The following is a 19,466-nucleotide window of genomic DNA, read 5'->3' as shown; positions in this document are numbered from 1 at the left end:
TAATTTCATTTTCAATCTATGTGCTCAGAATATATAATATTATAGGTTGGTTTAAAAAACCTACTTGAATATTGCTTCATGTCTACTAACTCCAGATGGAAATGCGGTTCTACACTGCCAAATAGAGGTATACCTGATCCTATCATTAAAGGGTTAATTTTTAAGACTAATTGATCAATGATCCAGCCAGTTCACCTCCTTCACAGAGCCATGTTTTACCGTTTCCCCCCATTTTCAAATTCCGGATAAAACCTATTTCATCCTTTTTAATTAACTCTACTCTATCGCTTGATTCAAATTCCATCGTGTTTGAAAAAATATAATACTTCATTTTTTCATAAAACAGGCATAAAAAAAGTAGTAAACAATAATTATCTACTACTCTATTAATTTGCATACTCAGCTTAAATAAACTACTTTAATTTAAATCAGAAAATAACATTCCATACACTATACTGTCTGTCCATTCTCCTTTATTCCAAAAATCTTGAATGAAATGCGCTTCTCTTCTCATCCCTATTCGTTCACATAATTTTTGTGATGCTTCATTTCTAGCATCCAAATTAGCTTGTATACGATGTACATTAAATTCAGAAAATAACTTCATAACTAAGCTACTCACAGCTTCTGTTGCATAGCCTTGTCCCCTAGCCTCAGTAGAAAAGCTATAACCAATCTCGACAGTATCTTTCATTTCTGTACACCATACAGATAAGTCCCCAATTACTCAGGCATCAACTGAAAAAAAGCTCAAAACTATACCGCTTTTTCGAATTATTTCTTTGTTATATTTGATGCTTTTGAAGTATTTTATAATTATTGTATTTCTTCTCATAATGTAGTAATGTTTTCATAATAAAGGGAGAGGAAATAGTGAAAAAGATAGTGATAACATTTTTAGTGACAATTTGTATTGCTTTAAATATGTTTATTCCTATTACACATGCAGATGAAATAATTGATAATAGGTATTTAGTTTATGAAGACAAGCCAACCTCTGCAGAAATTTCACAACAAGAACAAGAAATAGAAAATCAAATTGCTATGGAAAATAGTATTAAGCCAGAAGTTAGAAGCGTTACTGGTTTTAATTAGAAATTAGTGAAGACAACAAAGTTAACCTCTAATAAAATTGCTGAAACAAAATACGTGGACAAAGTAAACTCAAAAACTAAATCAATTTCTTTCTCATTTGGAGTAAACACTAAAGTGCATGGTATCAAACTTACTAATAACTTTAGTTATAGTACATCAATAACCAAAAGTGGTCCTTCAAATGAGAAAATTGTGGGAACAAACATAAAAGCTAGTCATGCATATTTCACATCTGCTATTTGGGGATATGTCAACGAGTATACATTTGATGTTTATAGTAATGGTTCAGGTAAAAAAATTAAAACCGTTAAAACAAGAGCATTTGTAAGAACTAATACACAAGGATATGCTCAAAATGGTTATACCAAAAAAAATGGACAAGTTATGGTTGAAAATGCCCCTGGAATAAAATATAAAACTTTCAGCTCACACTATGCTTTTACTAAAGGGTTAGGAAGAGGTAAAACCTCTCATGTTTGGTGGTAATTATGAGAATCTATGGAGTAGTTATTATTATTTTTTCAGTAATTATATTATTGATTTTACCAAACTTTATTTTTCCAGACCCTGATACTGTTGATTCAACAGGCATAGTAAACACAATAAGATTTACTGCTTTGGCACTAATCTTTGCTGCAATTGGAATTAAACTTTTGTTCAAAAAATGAGTTATTATTTATTGTGTTTTTGATGTTAAGATGTTGATTAAATATGCTTAAAACATGATTGGTTAATTTCAACAGATAATAGGGATTTAGTCAAAAAACATTTTCATGACTCAGCACATCCTAACAATCTCAAAAAGAGACTAACTATATAAAATCAATGATTAGTCTCTTCGATAATAAACAAACATTCTTTAAATTATAACTATTTTGTCAACCCCTCTATAGAAAAGTCCTTCTATCAACTCAACATGCATTTTGAAAGAGATCTATATATTTCTCCTATTATCCCCTTCAATTGATGAACACCTAATTCTGCATTCGTCATAATTACGGCACCTTTTTCTAAGTGTGGCAATGCAAACAACATACATTGGAAACCAACTCCCCAACCCATAGATGAAATTTCTAACTCTCTACCAGAACCGTCTAAAAACACACCTAACCCAGCCCAATTTTTTCCTCTTTGAGGAGTTATCATTTCTTTTGCTAAACTTTCTGAAATGCCAATTTTACTTTCTCCTTTAAAAGCGTTCAATAGTTCAACAACTAATGTAGCTAAATCTAATGAAGTCGCCCATAATCCCGCGGCTGCTGGATAGGGGTATATAGGATATTTCCCATCTACTAATTTACCATTTTTGTTATGACCACAAGAGAAGTTCTTGTTATCCATCTTTAACATTGTTGTGTTTAAATAGCTATTCTCCATACCTAATGGTCTAAAGATCAACTTATCCACCACTTGATAAAAAGGTTTTTCTGTCACATCTTCAATTAGTTGTTGAATAATACAAAAACCTGCATCTGAATAATCGAATTCACTCTCTGGTTCGCACTGTACTTCAATAGGATTCTTACAATAAAGAGTTTTTCCCTCTAACAGTTCAACCATTGAAGGAACACCTATATCTGAATTTAGTTCAGAGAAACTTCCTTCAGGATCCTTAATTCCAGATTGATGACTAAGCAAGTTTCGGACCGTAACTTTTTTATTAATTGTAAATTCATTTTCTGGTATTTTCCAAGTCGCAAGCCTTTCATTTACATTTTTATCCAAGTCAAGAAGCCCTCTCTTTATAAGCTTGATAGCCGTTACTCCAGTTAAAAATTTGCTAATGGAACACGCACTAAAAATAGAAGTCTCTTTTACTTCTCTATTGCTTTTAACTTCTAGATATCCGTAATTTTTTGTTCTACTAATTTGACCGTTTTCAATTAATACAATACTTAAACCCTTGACATTATCATGTTCCATTCTTTCTTCAATGTTGATATTTTTAAAAATCATATTAACCACCTCAAATTTAACTAATTAACACACTAATGTCTTATAGAAACGCACATTCTTTATTGGGGCTTATTGTTATTTTATATTCTCTTTATAATTTGTTCTTTAATTTTAATTGAAAGATTTAATGACTCACTTGCTGCTCTAAAACTTAACCTCGTAGTAATATCTTTACTACAGCATTAAAACATGTTTTCCATTCTTCTATAGCTCAATCACATGCTTTTTACTTAGAACACACACATTACCTAAATCAATATTTGTATTATTCATCATTTCACTTACACTATCTGCAATCTCAAGATCGAACTCTTTTTTAATTCGAGTTAACTTGTCCCTATCCCTAACAAAAATCATGATAGAATTATCACATCAAGATTCTTATCTATTTCGTTCATGGTAGATACTAAAATCAGTCCCTAAAACACCTACATTCATTTAAAATCTCCCCTCCATCAATAATACTAAAAGTATAACAATCTATCCATGACAACATGTTGTCATGAATAGATCTAAGTAGGTATAAAAAATGAACCTCCCCCAATTGTTAGGTATGTCTAACAATTGGGGAAAGTTCATTGATGCCTGTTTTCCTATTTTGTAACTTTGTGTGCAGTAATAATGGTGTAGCTATGAGCATTAACAGTTATCTTACAACCATCAACAAGGACATACCAATTCTTTACTTTTCGCTCTATTATAGCATCTACACTTTTTATTTTTTCATAGCACCACTTTACCACATCGGGTACATCAAGATGAAGATTTCGTTTTATTCTATCAACACCCATTTCAGTAGTATGCAGTTTATCCAAGTTCAAAATCAAATGATTCATAGCATATTTTCCAACTTTCTATCGGACGTTTATTTTCTATCTCCAATTTTACCATACTTTCAAAAAAGAAAGAAACAACCACATGTACATTTTGAAGGGGGTACGCCTCTATGAAAGAAAAACAAAACCATAAAGAACGGTTAAAAGAGATAACCGATAATATTGAAACAGATATAAATGGACAGTCAACACAAAACGGTACCGGTAACGAATTCTGTTTTAAACATTGCTGCAGCGACGCCATTATCATACGACACTTGTTGAATCAAACTTATATTGCTCTAGCGAATCTGTCTAATTAAGTGTAATCTATCCAAATGTCAATTGTGATTCTGTAGTGTAAAAGAAATACGTCTTAAAAGTAAAATCATTTTGCAAAGTGTTCAGTAGTAAGACAAAAGAACTCAAAACAAAATTCGGATAGAATTATATCAAATTCACTTAATTTGTAATTTCTCTAAAAAAAATGCAAATATAGCAGGAATTTAGTGAATATCTAGAGAAATACTATATTAAGGAAGTATTTTTCATCTTAAGAAAAAGGAGGGGTTTAGAGGAAAGGCAAATGTAAAGGGGTAATTTTTGTTTAAGATATTTAAGATTTAGTTTCTATACATCATAGACTTGTACTCAAGCATGGCTAATCATTTTCCATAATATAGTTTTATATTTAATGGAATTAGGGAAGGCAAAAAAACTATTAATTAATAAGATAATTAGGAGGAAAAATGAATACGTTTACATTAACTAGACAAAGAAAAAGTTTAATAGGATTAATATTTAGTATTCTACTAGTCGTTTCATTGATTTTGTCATACTTAGTATCAGGAAAAACAGTTTTTGCAGCTAACGGTAGTGAAAAAGTAGTATTAGGTTACTATGCATCCTGGGCACCACCTAAAAATTTAGATGCCAATAAAATTACGCATCTTAACTATTCCTTTGGCGATATTTGCTGGAATGGTGAGCACGGAAATCCGGCGAATGAAGAAATTCCTGCAGGTGAACAAAAAGTCTGGGCATGTACTGATTTAGATGGTAAGGAAAACAAGGAATTACCGAATGGAACAATTGTCTTGTATGATCCGGAAACAGATTTAGAAGAACTTCCTAAAGTAGAAGCATTAAAAAATAAAAATCCAAACTTAAAAACATTGTTATCAGTTGGAGGATGGACATTATCACATAACTTATCTGATGTTGCTGCAGATGTAGAGGCAAGAAAAGTATTTGCTCAATCAGCAGTAGATTTTGTCCGTAAATTTAATATGGATGGTTTAGATATAGACTGGGAGTGGCCTGGTGCTGAGGGACATCCTGGGAACGCAATTAGACCCGAAGACGGTGAAAATTATGTGAAATTATTGCAAACAGTTCGTGATGCATTTGATGTTGCTGGCAAAGAGGACGGTCAGCATTATTTAGTAACGATTGCAGGTGCTCAAACATGGACATTTGACACAAATAATGATTTAAAAGCAATTGGTGAAATTGTTGATTATGCAGCAATTATGACCTATGACACAAATGGTACATGGTCCGGCTTAACAGGTCATAATGCTCCCGTATATTTAGATGATTTAGAGGCAGAATTACGTGGTTGGCATAGTGGAAGTGCTGACAGTGCATCAAATATGTATTTATGGGGAGGAATTCCACCTGAAAAAGTAGTACTAGGTGTTCCCTTCTATGGGCAAGTCTGGGAAGGGTGTAATGCAAATAATAATGGCGCCTATAACCCTAAGCGCGGAGCTTACCAAGAGTGTGCTGCTGGTAAATCCGATGTTTTACCTAGTGATGGATACAACATTATTAAACCACTTGTAAATCAAGAAGGATATAAATATTACTGGGATGATGTAGCAAAAGTTCCTTATTTATATAATGAAGACTTAGGAGTATTTGTTTCATTTGATAATGTTGAATCACTAACAGAAAAGACGCGTTTAGTAAAAGAAAAAGGACTTGGTGGAATGATGATCTGGGATTTAGGCACAGACGATGAGTCCTGGAATTTATTAAAAGCCGTATCATATGGTTTAGGTGTTTCAAATGAGCCGCCAACACCTGATAAGAAGCAGTATGTTGCGGAGGTTATAACAGAAAAATCCGAAACTGCTACAGTTTCGAAGGTGACACTTGAGTTTGGAGATATAAGCACGGAGGGTGTTTCAAGTTACATTTTATATCGTGATGGTAAACAAGTTACTGAATTTGCATTAAAGGATATCGTCGATGGCGTAATTAGTTACTCTGAAGAAGTAGAACCGGGTAATGAATATGTTTATACTCTTGCGGGAATTCACGCTGATTTCAAAACTGAAATGGAAGTAGCTCAAGTAATAGTAAATGCAGAAGCCTATGATCCAGGTACAGATTCAGGTAATGGTTCCGTCAGTGATGGAAATGGTAAAGATGGAAAAGTCGATGGTAAAGAAGACGCTGATTCCAACATTGACGGTGGCAATGATGACGAAGCAAACAACGATGCGAGAAAAGACACGAATAATGAAGACAGCTCCCCTAACGATGAGAGTGAAGAAAATGACGAAGCAGGCATAGTGTACGATAAAGATGACAACGGTTCCAACGGTGATAGTCTGAAGCTTCCAAATACAGCAACAAATATGTTTAACTATATAGCAATTGGTGCGTTAGTTATTCTTATTGGGGTTATCACATTTTTCTACCACAAAAGAAGAGAGCGAGCACATCAATAATTATTAAATAAATTAAAGACAATAGCCTATTAAACTAACGGTTTTGGTTTCAGGAGAGAATCAATAATATAACACTTTATGGAGATACAAATCGCAAATGATTTGTATCTCCATTTTTATTAGTTGTTTAACTAAACTTATTTATCCACCTTGGACATCAACGCAGGACACTCCACATGTACTTTAATAAAATGATGATACTGACGTTTTGCGTGAAGGTGCGTCCCCTCCACTCACTATATTCCCTAATTTCACTCTTGCTAACTAGCAATTTTCTGATGTTAAGCTATGCTATTCATTTTTTGAACATATTTATATACTTTTTCTATTTTCTCAAGATGTTTCCCCTTTGGATTTTCCATATTCCCAAACTCAAAAAACTTTACCTTTTTAATGCCTACGTATTGAAATAATGCCTTACGCATTAAAATTTTATGAGCATTGTTTAGCCAAAACATCGGATAAAATGTTGGACCTTTCATTACAGAAATACATACAACTGATTTCCCCTTCAACAAACCGTCTGGTAACATCTTACCGTTATCTTTATATGCAAATCCTGAAGCAAACATTCTATCAATATATCCCATTAACATAGCAGGAGGCCTTCCCCACCATATTGGGTAGATAAAAATAATCTTGTCAGCCCACGATAGTTGATTACGATACTTTTCTAATTCTGGATCTTTATGCATGTTTCTTCTCTTCTTTTTCTCTCCAAATGTAAGGACCGGATTAAAATTTTCACCATATAAATCTAAAACTTGCACATTTTGTATAACATGATTTTCCTCACACCCTCGAAGTACCCCTTGTAAAAATGAGTAACTTAAGCTTTGGTGATTAGGATGGGTAAATACAATTAAAACATTCATAAAAACACCTCTCATTTAGTTATCTTTTGATAACCAAATGGTAACACGCACTTGTTTTAGTTGTCAATTGATAATTGTTTTTTGATAATATATTTGATACTTTGTATATGAGGTGATACATATGGACAAAGGTGAGTTTTTCCAACAGTTTGTTCGTTTTACTGCATCTGTACATCAAGTAACAAACGATATGACAAAAGAAATTAGAATTGAAAACATAACTACCGTTCAATATAAAATATTAGAGCTCATTAAAGTTAGCCAACCTGTAACCCTAAGTGAAATAAGTGAATGCTTACATTTATCTTTACCTAATGCTAGCCGTGAGTTAAAAAAATTAATCCAATGCCAACTATGCGAAAAAATTATTGATCCGAACGATCGCCGCAAGTTTGATATTCATCTTACAGAAAAAGGAACAGCGCTAATGAATAAAGTGTTTCAACAGCTTGAAATAAAATTCCAAGAGCGAATTAACAATTTGACAGAGCCCGAGCTAAAAGAAATTCAAGACGCATTTAAAATTCTACAAACTAAATTTTTTGGATAGGTGAATTGGAAAGGTCCAAGATGAAACATATCATAACTCGTATGTTATTTTTAACAAGTTTATTATAACTCTTATTGCTGTAAGAAAAACCTCTAATATTTGCATTTTCATGTTAAATTAAAACCTCGGGGGGCAAAAAATCCCCCGAACTATTAGTCCAAGGAAACATTAACCACATTTCTATATTCAGCTAAATTCTCTAAACCTATTACCAAGCAATTTTGCACACCCATAATAAAAACTCTCATTTCCTCGTCTATTCGTTTAAACTTGCTCCTTTTACTTACTAATATTTAGGTTTTGTTTACTTTTTTTCACTCAAATACAACTCTGGAAAACCTATGATTTCCTCCTGTATCTCAATAGGAAAATCTTTTATAACTGGCATGTAGGTTTTCCTAACTATTTTTTCATTTGCTTTTTTTGTGTAAGTCTCCATTTGATTCAAAATAGAGCCTTCACCTAATTGCTCAACATCATAAACAAGTACAGATTCTGCCTCTGAAAAATTTATATCTTTTATAGACAATTCTCTATAAGTACTATTCTTTTTAGCCAAAGACTTAAAGATGACCTTCATATTTGTCAAATCAAACACTATTTGTAAAAAGGTTCGTGATGGTGGTATTCTCTTTCCAATCCAGCGAAATAAATCATTAACTCCAATACTCAATGAAACGCAATCTAATATCTCGAATGCTTTTAAACGGATATCTTTATCTATATCAGATTTATTGAATTCATTAGACATTGCAATAGCCTTTGTAACACGATCTAATATTGGTTCTACCACCGGAATATCTTTAGGCCTTTTAATTTACTGCCTTTTGAAGTATTCAATAGACTCATTTATTCCTGCATTACCACAAGCTGTGATATCCTTATGCTTTAATAACTGAAGTTTCCCATTTATCATTTCAACAATCGCTGATTTACCTGTTCTATCCACTATATGATAATGCATAGGATACAAAGATACAGAATAGGCATATTGAGATAAACCCATTTCGACTTCATCAATAGTGGCATACAGATCTAGCTGCATTTGTATCCACTGTAATTCCGAAATTAAAGGTTTTTCCAATTCAATAATTTCCTTTTGAACTGAGTTATGCCACATTGATGCTATACTCAATCCAGCTTCGTTAATGCCACACGTTGGAAGCTCTCGTCCAAATTGATTAAAAGTTACACTTCCATATTTAGATTTCCACTTAACCCCTCTATTTTCTTCGGTAAATAAATTTTCTTTTGAACTTTCTTCTGTTAACGCTGCTTTACTGACATACGGATTATTTGTCAGTATAAGACCATGGCCATAATAAAAATCATAATTCTGTCCTAAAATCATTTCACTATTTTTTTTAGTTTTATCGATGTGCACATTGCTATACCTCCTATTATAATTAATCATTTCAGTCAACCCCTCTTCTATAGGTGTTACTTGAAAATCTGGATAACGAGTCATAAATCGATTTGATGACAAAACAAAATCAGCCTCATAAGTATTGAGCATATCTCTCATCTCCTTAACAGAGGGCATAAAGATAGATATAATGCTAACAACATATTTAGGAATGCAACTTAATTTCGCTTGAGTTCCTAGTAGTTTGTTAAAAATTGCATTTACTTCATTTAAACTTATAGGACGAGAAGTCGGCAGATGCCAAACTTGTCCATAAGCATTATCATCAAGTGCTAATTTCACTAATGCACGCCCATTATCACTAACGAAAGCATAATTGTGTTTAACATTTATATCTCCGAATGTCTTCGGTGCCTCACCTTTCAAAAGATTCTCTAAGAACAATATATACATCATGCTATTAGATGTTGTTCCGTAAAAAACAGCTGATCGACCAATTACAGCGCTTATTCTTCTCTCTTCGTGGGCTCTTAATAACATATCCGCAATATTCTTTCTAATGAAACCTTTTTGATGTATTGGTCTTTGTGGATGTGATTCATCAATCGGATTCAGAAACGGTTGAGGTCCATACATATACGTGTTATCAATAAAAATAAGTTTTGTATTTGACTTTTCACAAGCATTAATTACATTTTTCATAACTTTTGGCCATTGTTCACTCCAAGCCTTAGTCGAAGAGGTTAAAGAAACACATAAGTAGGCATGCGTTGCGCCAGAGATTGCAGTTAATGCCTCTGATTCATCTAATAGATTGGCACTAAATGTTTCTATACCTTCTACCTTAGTATTACGAGTTACTGCGCGTATATTTAATCTTAGTCTTTTTAATTCTTCAATAACTGCTTGCCCAGTTGCACCTGATGCACCTAAAACAACATGTAATGAGTTATTCATTTTAGTCTCCTTCCATAAAATAAATTATTTTTCTAAAATAAAAATCTATTAAACTAAAACAACTTACTTATATTTTCCAACTTTATATGAATGTATTTTATCATCTAAAGTAGGTTTTATTTTGATGCATATTGCTATTGCTGTGATGAAAGCATCAGGAGATCGTTATATTACACTTTATGAACGCACTCAACTAACCGATCAATTACATGAATTATTCGGTTTCAGAACGGATTATAAAATCAACATGATTAAAAAAACGAAAAAATTTAAACCTTTCTAAAAAAGCAAAATAGTACTCACTTTTCAAAAGACAACAAACCTCTCTAAACCCTTTAAAAAAAGGTTAGAGAGGTTTGTTTTGAATTAAGTGTCAAAATCGAGATTTTATCACCTAAATCAGATTTTATTTTGACGCATATTATTATTCATTTTCTACTTCAAAGTACAAATCTATTTGAGTTTCTGGATGATTTATTCCAAAGAAAAACTTCATATCATACACCTCAAAAAAGCGACTCTTAGTTAATCTGAATGAAGAAAATGCAAGCCGATGTTTGCAATAGTAGGTGTAAGTGTCTACAATATGTTCCTTAGAATTATCCAAAATAGCACCTTTGTGGGCGTATTTAATCCAATTTCCTTCCCTCATTTCTAAAAGTGTCATGCCCATAGGTAAATCAATAGTATCATTATTAAAACTTTGGAAATCGATAGCTACTCCGATAAATTCGTTAAAAGTAGCTGGTTGAGCATCGCTGTCAATAATATGACATATTCGATAAATGATTTCATCAAAGTTAAAAGTTACACCTTCAATCAAGGAAGCGAACTTCTCCATTTTAGAAGGAATTGTATGAACTTTGTCTTCATCTGATATCCACTGCATACCAACAAAATAACATGTATCTAAATGTACTGCATTTTCCTCAATAGTAACTTTTCCATCCTTCGATTTTATTTCCATTAAAACAGCATCAAGATTTACTGGTTTTAATGCATGTAATGCACCAAAATCTTCAAGGGCTATTTTTCTTGATTTTAAAGGGGTTACACCTAATAACTTCTTGAAATTTCTTGTGAACACTTCTTGAGATTGAAAACCAAATTGAATGGCTATCGTTAACATGTCTTCTTTTTCTTCTCTAATCATCTTGGCCGCATAATAGATTCGAGTCCTTAAGATGTAATCTCCTACTGAGAATCCCATTATAGCCTTAAATATTCTATAAAAGTGATATTTTGAAATATATTGATCTGCAATCAAGTCATCAATCGAATTATCTTCATTAATATTCTTAATCAATTGCTGGTTGAAGCTTTGAATTAGTTGAAAGTAATTCATAAATACCTCCTCTTCCTATTTGTGGTAGTGATTCTTGGAATTTAAATTTCCACGTCCAGATCTTTAATATAAATTATAAAATATTTCCAATTGCTTATCAATGTAAAATTGGGGCAACTAAAAAGCCGACCCGAATCATTTATACAACGCTCTTATGGATTTCTTTGATGTGTTTTGCTCCTTTTACAAAGCACTCATTTCTTTATTAGGTTCGTTATGGAGGATATGGTACAAGTGGTGATTATACACTCATTCTGGTTGAGGATGATTTACAGTTAGGAAACAAACTGAATAGAGATGGAAACCCCTTTGGTTAGCTGAAGAAACAAATCAAAATTGGTTTTGAAGTACATTCCGAAGTTAGGACTGAATCTAATACTAATAAGGATTGAACAGATATTGGACACAAGGAAAAGGGCTAAATCACATGGGATCCAGCCCTAATTTGCATTGATTTTACGATTGAATTAATATTGAATAGACTTATTCCATAAGACAGAGAATTATAGTTATCTTTTATGCTTTTTTCACAAATTCCGACTTTAATTTCATGGCACCAAAACCATCAATTTTGCAATCGATATTATGGCCATCTGCTGAGTCAGGTACTAATCGTATATTTTTTACTTTGGTCCCTTTTTTTATTGATGAAGAACTGCCTTTTACTTTTAAATCTCGAATCACGATAACTGGATCCCCATCATTTAGTACATTTCCATTTGAATCTTTGATTACTGCATCTGCTTCTTCCTCGTTTGTTAATAGAGTCCATTCATGAGCACATTCGGGACATACTAGAAGCGCTCCATCTTCATAAGTGTATTCTGAGTTGCATTTTGGACAATTCGGTAAATTAGTCATATTTTTTTCTCCTTTTTTGTTCTGTAATACGAACTATTATTTCTCCAACAAGCACACACACTCAACATGTGTCGTCACTACTATGTGAACACAATTTATTATCCTCGTCGACTGTATGTGAACACAATTCGTTAGATGTTTTTGTGTTTTCTTTTTTCGCAGGTTCATTGTAAAATCAAATGCAACAGTTAAATAAATAGAAAGCCATCGTGAAACCACGTATAGTTAAGGTTGACTAAACAATAATATACGGAGGTAATTCACGATGACTCAGAACCATTCTAACACGAAAGAACGTAAATTTACACATCTAACAGAAATTGAAAGAGGGCAAATAGCTGCATATCTAGATAAAGGTCTATCACTAAGAGAAATTGCAAGGAGATTGGGTCGTGATGTGAGTACAACTTCTTGTGAGAAGGCTTGTGGTACTGTCCAACAAATTGATACCAATCGTATACCCTATAAGAAATACTTTCCTGATGTTGTAGCACGTGTTTATGAGGAGAATCGTAAAAACTGTGGAAATCATTCTACAGTGATGGAAGCGTGGGAATTTAATGCTTTCGCGGAAAAGATGATTTTAGAAGAACACTGGTCTCCTGATGCAGTTGTCGGTTATGCCAATAGGCACAAGAAATTCGAATACATCCCTAGATAATGGCTCGGAATTCAGCGCACTATCGGAGCAAGGGGAAGGTATTCAAATGGATGTCTATTTTTTCCACCCTTATGCTTCGTGGGAGCGAGGGTCAAATGAGCGCCACAATGGCCTTATAAGAAAGTTTATCAAAAAAGGGCAGCCAATTCATTCATACTCTGATGAAAAGATTGCAGATGTTGAAAACTGGATGAATACACTTCCCAGGAAAATATTAAACTATCAGACACCAGGCGAAGCGTTTGCGAAATTTGTGGATCGTGTTGCCTAGGCCTAGGCAACACGATCCACAATTACAGGTAAACCTTAATTAGTCGTTTCTCAAAGGGTGTTGCATTTAATATTGCAATTTAGGAATTTATAAAAAGCATACTCCTACAAACTCTTCCCTGCAGTAGTTTTCGAGAATTCATCTCTAGTAAACAGAATACAAATTAAGGCTTCTACCTTATCCCATCCAAAAAATCCTGGGTGACAACAAATATTCCTTAAATTCCTGAAATCAGATAGATTCCTGTAATATATGTCCCACCATCTTTTATCGCATAGCTCATTATGATACACTACCTGCCTCTGAGCCAACTGATCTTGATTACTTTCTTTCTTTAAAACCTGCGTAAAGACTCCCACCATCGCCTTTTCAGGACGTATTCGGGATAAACTACTTCCATTAACTTCCATCGTCGGGAAAAGTCGTTGAAAACCGGGCAAAAGACAATCTTTTAGTTGTAGCTCCATTGCTTTACACAACATGATTCCAACGCAGGAATAATCCATATCATCTAATCCATATCGTTCTTTGAGCAATACAAAAAGAGAATATAGCTTTAATCCCCAGATAAGATTTTGTTTTATCTTTGGCTCAATATGCTGCATAAAAAATGATGAAAGTCCCATTTTCCCTAATTCTTCCGCTGATAAATGATTCTGGTTCTTCCATATATCAGAAATTGCCTTCAAAAAGTTATTGACCATGACATCGCTAATCTCGTCTCCTACCTGGAAGGCCTCACTTGTGGGTACCTGCTTCAGCAATGATTCTACTTGATTTTGATTCGCCTCCAACTCTGGATGTTTAGCAATTTCATGTAATGCACGAATAGCATAGCTGTCCATGATACATTTTACTTGCTGCATTACATGGGAATGTTGCCAAACCATATAATCTCCTATGATATACAAGCGATACTTGGCTCTGGTTGCGGCAACATTTACAATGTTTGTATTTACCCACCGAACAGCAGAAAGTGCATTTTTATCACAACCAAGCAAAAAGATCACCTCATCGGCCTCCTTACCCTGAAAAGTATGAACTGTACCAATATGGGTTCTCGCCCAATCCTGAATACGCTGATTATTACGGTATTCGCGTAATCTACTTAGTTCTTTCTTGAGACCATCTTTTACCGTGGTGAAAGGAGTAATCACATACAAACTGGGTATTTCCTCAGTTTTTAAAAATGCTTTCAAAATTAGTTCAATAGCCTTTTGCCCTTGTGTCTTCACATAATGATCTTTACTGCTGCTACTATTCTCAGTACCACATACATTAATCCAACGGGAACTTTCCAGGCAAAAACGTGCTTCCTCTTCTGGATTTGGCTTCTGGGTTTGCTGCTTCATGGTGTTATCATAGGAAATGACATTTGATATTTCATACATAGGGCTAATACATCTTCGGTGTACTACCAGCGGGCATCCTACCCATGTTTTATCATCACCCAATGAATCTGTGTAGTATGTACCAATTGGATTAATACGGTCTGCAAATTCCTGAACAGAATGTGTCTTTGACTGATATAAACTGTTTTCATTATTACGGATAATCTTTTTAATTGTATCCATCTCTGCAGTAACGACAGGCTCTACCTGTTTCGGATCACCTACAACAATAGCGCGCTGGAAGCGGTACAAGGCTCCCAATGCCATTTGTGGCTGTGCCTGACCTGCTTCATCAATAATTAACAGACCAAGCTCTCCTTGATGCTTAATATCAGAAAGCATACTTCCCACAGATGCAAAAGTAGTGGAAAGGACTGGTGTTAATAAAAAAATAGTATTTAATAATGGGCCAAAACAGTTTTCCCGGTCTCTCATAGAAAAGGTTGCCAACTTTCCTTCATTATCTTCAATCAAGCGCCACATCAAGACAAGATTTCTGATATTATAGAAACAGGACTTGGATGCTAAAAGAAAATTCTTATGCACTTGCAGGGCAAGGTAAAATAACTTCTCTCTCTCTCGATTATATTCAACCGTAAACCATGGGTTCAACACTTGTGCTTTGGTATTCTCCTCTTCCGATTTACTGTCATACATTTCCCAAAACGATTCATCCAAAACGGTCATCTGATACAGAATATTCTCCGTATTTTTTGCAGATTGTAACAGACTCTGATACTCCGCCTGTACCCACTCAATCGCATCCTTCACATCATTTATTGACTGATCTATTTCCATTTTTTTATCTTCAGCTGTCTTTTTTCTCTCGATAGCCTTTTTATGCTCCCTATCAAACTGTTGTACTTGTAAGGACCGTTCGTTACAAAGTTTTTTTTGCTCCTTCATTTGCTCAAGAATTTGGTCTAAGTAATTACTATGTTCCTTGTACAGACCTTCTATGGAAGATAGTTTTGCATATTCTTCATCAATGGTTTTAATAAGCATACTGACTTTTCCGATTAGTGCAAAAAACCAATCTTTTATGTTGCGCCTACCTTCAAGCTCCATGATTCCCCTGCGAATATCTTGAATTTTACTCTCTAAGTCACGTACAAGAATTGATTGTTGTTCTTTTCGTGTCTGCAAGGAGTCTACTGCTTGAATCGCTCCCTGCTCCAAATATACAACTTCTTGTTTTTGGTCCTCCAATGCTATAGCCCGTTCTTGAAGTTGTTTGATGCACTGCTGAATTTCGTTAAATGCTTCCATCAAATGAGCATATTGCTGTGTAAGCTCAATTTTTTTCTCCTGAAAACGTCTCCTTGCATGGCTAAAAGTCCTAATACGTTGCTGTATTTCTTCCACTATCTCAAGTTGCTCCTTGAACTGCCCTACAGTTTCTTTGTACTTTTTTTTACGCTCTGCAATTTTATCGTTTGTGCCAAAGTCCTTGATATATGGAAGCAGCACCTTTTGAGCATAGTGAGCTATATTGCTTGTCTTACCAAAAGGTGCCGATATAATTCCCCATCGACTATGCTCTGTTTTCACCTTTGTATCCAACATATCATTAGCATATTTCGAGAAATAAATATCTGAATATGATTCAAAGCAGAATTGTTTTTGCTCGTCATTCCAGATTTTATACTCTTCTGTGTGAATGACTTTCTCTTTATCAAACAGCCTTCGCACCTCGTCCAACCCACTGACAACAGTCGGGTTATCCTTCTCATCTGACAATAGGCCCTTGCACAGAGCCGTTCCATCCGGCAGCTCTTTTGTAATATTTTCAACTGCTGCATTATTGCAAGAAGCAACTAACATTCCATACTTTTTGATCTCGCTATCTTTCAATTCATAATATACATTATGATACTTACTGTATCCATTCTTGGATTTGTCACCATCTTGAAAACGTTTTTCTACAAAGGCCTTATCCGGGTCATCATATGTTACCAGAAGTCGAGCCCTCTCTACAAGATTTCCTGCGATAATCTCCTTTAAAAGTGTAGTCTTGCCTGTACCAGGGGGGCCATTGACTGAAAAAATGGTTCTGCCGGTCTCCTCTGGATGCATACCAAAATTAATAGCTAACTGTTGCATAAATGCCGGCATATATTTAGAAGGCCATTTGCCAATTGGTGCCATAGAAATATCAAAATACTGATTAAAAAAGTCTTGTCTGTCATCCTTGTCATTTCCATTCCAGCCTTCACGGATATCTATCCGTTTAGAGAAGTCTATCCATTTAGTTTCAGGATATTCTTCTGCATAAGCTCCTACAATATAATCAATGAACGTCTCTTGTGCAGAATCTTTACTACTACTGGGATTGCGTAAGATATTACTATTGAGAATCATATGCAAATCATTCGTAAAGAAGCTATTGCTTAAATCACTAAAATAAAGGGAATCACTATCTTTAGCCTTGTCCTCTTCTGATTGGTATCTTTTATATATCATAACACCTTCCGTTATCATTACATCGTCACTTTCAACGAGCGAGAAGATATATTTACTTACAACAGAATGACAAAGTTGTTGTAATAATTCAGAAGAAAGTTTTTTTCCGCTACGTTTTCCATCAGCATCACTATTCGTCAGCTGTTCTTCCATTAAGGACATATCTGTACTGTAATCGTTCAATGAAAGCAACTCTGCCAAGTTTTCATTGCTGATTTCACCTTTATGATGTTGTAAGCGCAAAATTCCCCAAATCAGTGGAGAAATACTGAGACTCTTTTCAATATAAATACCCCGAGAATCACATTTAAGTCCTATTAAACAAATTTTGCTACGGTCCTCTTCAACCGTATCATCTTTTAAACCAAATTTTCGCTTAAGATATTTGTCACATTTCCCTCGACTGATCTTACCCATGCAGATACAAATTTCATCCGATATTTCTCCATGATTTGAATAGATCTGGGCGTCCTCTTCAAAAGCCATAGTTGGATTTTTCTCCCCTGGAAAAAATGAATGATATAAAGTGATCTTCTTATACCAATTTTTTTCTCCTTCTGCTACCCTTTTATTACTTTCTCGATTCTCTTTACTTTCCACAGGAAAATTAACTTGATCAAGAAACTCAATCAAATACCAATATTTCAAAATTTTTGCTGCAAGATCATATTTATTAATAGCCATAGTAGTCCCCTTTTGTAAATATATATTGTTCACAATTAATGTTGTTCTACATTTACGTTACTCTACTTTCGGAGCTAGAAAAAACATTTAATATAACTAGCTGTAAAGCCTATTATTGTTCAAATATGCTCATTGACAATCAAAATAAGTATAAAAAACACCTCAACTTTTGGTATAGTGTAATGGACTAGAAAACACTACCAATACCGAAGTCGTGTCTCCTATATGATAGCGAATAATGACCAAAATAATCAACTACCAAATGAACTTTCTTCCACATTTAAAGAATTAGACATGTTTAAACATCTTAGGAAGGTTGGTATTTCAAAGTCTGTCGGCTTTACCTGCGCCTATCTGTTCTAATTGATTTTTGGTTTAATCTTTGAAAATAATAACTGATATCAAGTACTTCAAAGTAACAAAGCGAATGATTGTCCAGAGAAGAATGCTGACTATCGCTTTTTAAACAAATCTACCTTTGCTTGGAGAAGGTTTTTACTATTTCTAAGCGCTCATACCATTGAAAAAGCAACGAACTTAACGAGTCATGATCGACAGAAAGTATTGATTGTAGATGATTCTTCGTATACTCGCGCTTGGCTTGTCAGATGGTGCAACGTTCATTCCAGTGGACTTTTCTTTATTGAGCTCGAAGAAAAGCCAAATCAATTGCATATCGTCAAAAGTAGATAAGCGTAGTTCCGGTTATAAACGCAGAGTAGAAGCTGAGCAACTACCAGGTATGATTGAATGCGCGATGATTGCCGGTATCGATGCTTCTTATGTGCTGATGGATTCTTGGTTCACGTATCAGCCTCTCGTTAAGAACATCAAAGAGCAAAGACTCGATGTCATTGGCATGGTGAAGAACTTGAAACAGCGTTACCTTGTGAATGGTTAACGTGTGAGTTTAAAGGAACTTTATCGTTTAGCGAAACCTACAGATGGAAAGAAAAGCATTCTTCGTTCTATTCACACCACACAAACGAATGGCGTGCCTATTAAAGTGGTCTTTGTGCGTAATCGAAATAAAAAGAGCGAATGGTTAGCGATTTTAAGCACTGATTGTACTCTTAGTGATCAAGAAATTATTCGTATTTATGGGATGCGCTGGGACATTGAAGTCTTTTTCAAAACAACAAAATCTCTTTTGAAACTTCAAAAAGAGTTCCGAGGTTGTTCGTATGATGACTTAATTAGTCATACAACCATCGTATTCGCACGATATATTATTCTCTCGTGGCAAAATCGATGTAGTACAAACGAGAGAACACTTGGCGACATGTTTTTATGAATTATGTGATGAAGTTAGTGATCTCGATTGGGCTGTGGCACTTCAGCAGTTGATGGGCTTTTCTAGAGGGAAAACTTCCTATGCTTTAATGGAATTGAGATGGTGTAAGCGTCAAATAAAGCACACATAGATAATAGAGGC

15 protein-coding genes and 4 pseudogenes are annotated in these 19,466 nt (G+C 34.3%); 9 read left to right on the top strand and 10 right to left on the bottom strand.

Annotated elements, in window-relative coordinates; genetic code table 11:
• Positions 1–11 precede the first annotated feature (11 nt).
• A pseudogene (locus tag ACH6CY_RS11270) lies at positions 12–340 on the bottom strand (dihydrofolate reductase family protein); the annotation flags it as partial.
• A gap of 78 nt (positions 341–418) precedes the next feature.
• Positions 419–727, bottom strand: a pseudogene (locus ACH6CY_RS11265) (GNAT family N-acetyltransferase); the annotation flags it as partial.
• A gap of 146 nt (positions 728–873) precedes the next feature.
• Here ACH6CY_RS11265 and ACH6CY_RS11260 point away from each other — a divergent pair.
• From ACH6CY_RS11260 to ACH6CY_RS11250, 3 genes are read left to right on the top strand one after another with little or no spacing between them, the layout of a single operon-like run.
• Positions 874–1,095 carry a hypothetical protein gene (locus tag ACH6CY_RS11260; RefSeq protein ID WP_374067430.1) on the top strand — a complete coding sequence of 74 codons (222 nt, stop codon included), beginning with the start codon at positions 874–876 and terminating at the stop codon, positions 1,093–1,095.
• 6 nt (positions 1,096–1,101) lie between these two features.
• Positions 1,102–1,581 (top strand): hypothetical protein, encoded by a 480-nt coding sequence (locus tag ACH6CY_RS11255; protein WP_374067429.1) that lies wholly within the window; start codon positions 1,102–1,104, stop codon positions 1,579–1,581.
• A gap of 2 nt (positions 1,582–1,583) precedes the next feature.
• The gene (locus ACH6CY_RS11250; RefSeq protein ID WP_374067428.1) at positions 1,584–1,763 is read left to right on the top strand and encodes a hypothetical protein; all 180 of its coding nucleotides are present in this window, start codon (positions 1,584–1,586) and stop codon (positions 1,761–1,763) included.
• Between the two features lie 238 nt (positions 1,764–2,001).
• Here ACH6CY_RS11250 and ACH6CY_RS11245 read toward each other — a convergent pair whose 3' ends face one another.
• Both ACH6CY_RS11245 and ACH6CY_RS11240 read right to left on the bottom strand, forming a co-directional pair.
• Complete coding sequence (locus ACH6CY_RS11245) at positions 2,002–3,051, bottom strand: serine hydrolase domain-containing protein (RefSeq protein WP_374067427.1); 1,050 nt, start codon at positions 3,049–3,051, stop codon at positions 2,002–2,004.
• Positions 3,052–3,644: 593 nt separating this feature from the next.
• The gene (locus tag ACH6CY_RS11240) at positions 3,645–3,866 is read right to left on the bottom strand and encodes a DUF3781 domain-containing protein (RefSeq protein WP_483874864.1); all 222 of its coding nucleotides are present in this window, start codon (positions 3,864–3,866) and stop codon (positions 3,645–3,647) included.
• 131 nt (positions 3,867–3,997) lie between these two features.
• Between ACH6CY_RS11240 and ACH6CY_RS11235 the strand changes: the two genes are divergently transcribed.
• Together ACH6CY_RS11235 and ACH6CY_RS11230 are read left to right on the top strand one after the other, a co-directional pair.
• Complete coding sequence (locus ACH6CY_RS11235) at positions 3,998–4,189, top strand: hypothetical protein (protein WP_374067425.1); 192 nt, start codon at positions 3,998–4,000, stop codon at positions 4,187–4,189.
• A 426-nt stretch (positions 4,190–4,615) separates the two neighbouring features.
• A complete protein-coding gene (locus ACH6CY_RS11230) occupies positions 4,616–6,607 on the top strand; it encodes a glycosyl hydrolase family 18 protein (protein ID WP_374067424.1) in 1,992 nt (663 codons plus the stop codon).
• Between the two features lie 281 nt (positions 6,608–6,888).
• On the opposite strand, the gene ACH6CY_RS11225 is transcribed toward ACH6CY_RS11230, so the two are convergent.
• Complete coding sequence (locus tag ACH6CY_RS11225) at positions 6,889–7,482, bottom strand: NAD(P)H-dependent oxidoreductase (protein WP_374067423.1); 594 nt, start codon at positions 7,480–7,482, stop codon at positions 6,889–6,891.
• A gap of 121 nt (positions 7,483–7,603) precedes the next feature.
• On the opposite strand from ACH6CY_RS11225, the gene ACH6CY_RS11220 reads away from it, so the two are divergent.
• Positions 7,604–8,032: a MarR family winged helix-turn-helix transcriptional regulator gene (locus ACH6CY_RS11220; protein ID WP_374067422.1), complete on the top strand. Its 429-nt coding sequence runs from the start codon at positions 7,604–7,606 to the stop codon at positions 8,030–8,032.
• A 304-nt stretch (positions 8,033–8,336) separates the two neighbouring features.
• Here the strand turns inward: ACH6CY_RS11220 and ACH6CY_RS11215 are convergent, their stop codons facing one another.
• Together ACH6CY_RS11215 and ACH6CY_RS11210 are read right to left on the bottom strand one after the other, a co-directional pair.
• Entirely contained in the window at positions 8,337–8,825 is a 489-nt protein-coding gene (locus ACH6CY_RS11215) for a hypothetical protein (protein ID WP_374067421.1), read from the bottom strand.
• Positions 8,826–8,849: 24 nt separating this feature from the next.
• Positions 8,850–10,355, bottom strand: a complete 1,506-nt coding sequence (locus tag ACH6CY_RS11210) for an NAD-dependent epimerase/dehydratase family protein (RefSeq protein ID WP_374067420.1) — start codon at positions 10,353–10,355, stop codon at positions 8,850–8,852.
• 121 nt (positions 10,356–10,476) lie between these two features.
• Between ACH6CY_RS11210 and ACH6CY_RS11205 the strand changes: the two genes are divergently transcribed.
• Positions 10,477–10,638 carry a hypothetical protein gene (locus ACH6CY_RS11205; RefSeq protein WP_374067419.1) on the top strand — a complete coding sequence of 54 codons (162 nt, stop codon included), beginning with the start codon at positions 10,477–10,479 and terminating at the stop codon, positions 10,636–10,638.
• 141 nt (positions 10,639–10,779) lie between these two features.
• Here the strand turns inward: ACH6CY_RS11205 and ACH6CY_RS11200 are convergent, their stop codons facing one another.
• Together ACH6CY_RS11200 and ACH6CY_RS11195 are read right to left on the bottom strand one after the other, a co-directional pair.
• Complete coding sequence (locus ACH6CY_RS11200) at positions 10,780–11,700, bottom strand: helix-turn-helix domain-containing protein (RefSeq protein WP_374067418.1); 921 nt, start codon at positions 11,698–11,700, stop codon at positions 10,780–10,782.
• Positions 11,701–12,216: 516 nt separating this feature from the next.
• Positions 12,217–12,561: a zinc ribbon domain-containing protein YjdM gene (locus tag ACH6CY_RS11195; RefSeq protein WP_374067417.1), complete on the bottom strand. Its 345-nt coding sequence runs from the start codon at positions 12,559–12,561 to the stop codon at positions 12,217–12,219.
• A gap of 265 nt (positions 12,562–12,826) precedes the next feature.
• Between ACH6CY_RS11195 and ACH6CY_RS11190 the strand changes: the two are divergent.
• Positions 12,827–13,493, top strand: a pseudogene (locus tag ACH6CY_RS11190) (IS30 family transposase).
• A gap of 104 nt (positions 13,494–13,597) precedes the next feature.
• On the opposite strand, the gene ACH6CY_RS11185 reads toward ACH6CY_RS11190, so the two are convergent.
• Positions 13,598–18,031 carry an AAA domain-containing protein gene (locus ACH6CY_RS11185; protein WP_374067416.1) on the bottom strand — a complete coding sequence of 1,478 codons (4,434 nt, stop codon included), beginning with the start codon at positions 18,029–18,031 and terminating at the stop codon, positions 13,598–13,600.
• A gap of 225 nt (positions 18,032–18,256) precedes the next feature.
• On the opposite strand from ACH6CY_RS11185, the pseudogene ACH6CY_RS11180 reads away from it, so the two are divergent.
• Positions 18,257–19,380: pseudogene (locus tag ACH6CY_RS11180) on the top strand (IS4 family transposase); the annotation flags it as partial.
• Between the last annotated feature and the right edge of the window lie 86 nt (positions 19,381–19,466).

The sequence above is a fragment of the Paraliobacillus sp. JSM ZJ581 genome (assembly GCF_044383835.1).
Taxonomy (GTDB): Bacteria; Bacillota; Bacilli; order Bacillales; family Amphibacillaceae; genus Paraliobacillus.
This window is presented reverse-complemented; position numbering and strand designations above follow the sequence as displayed.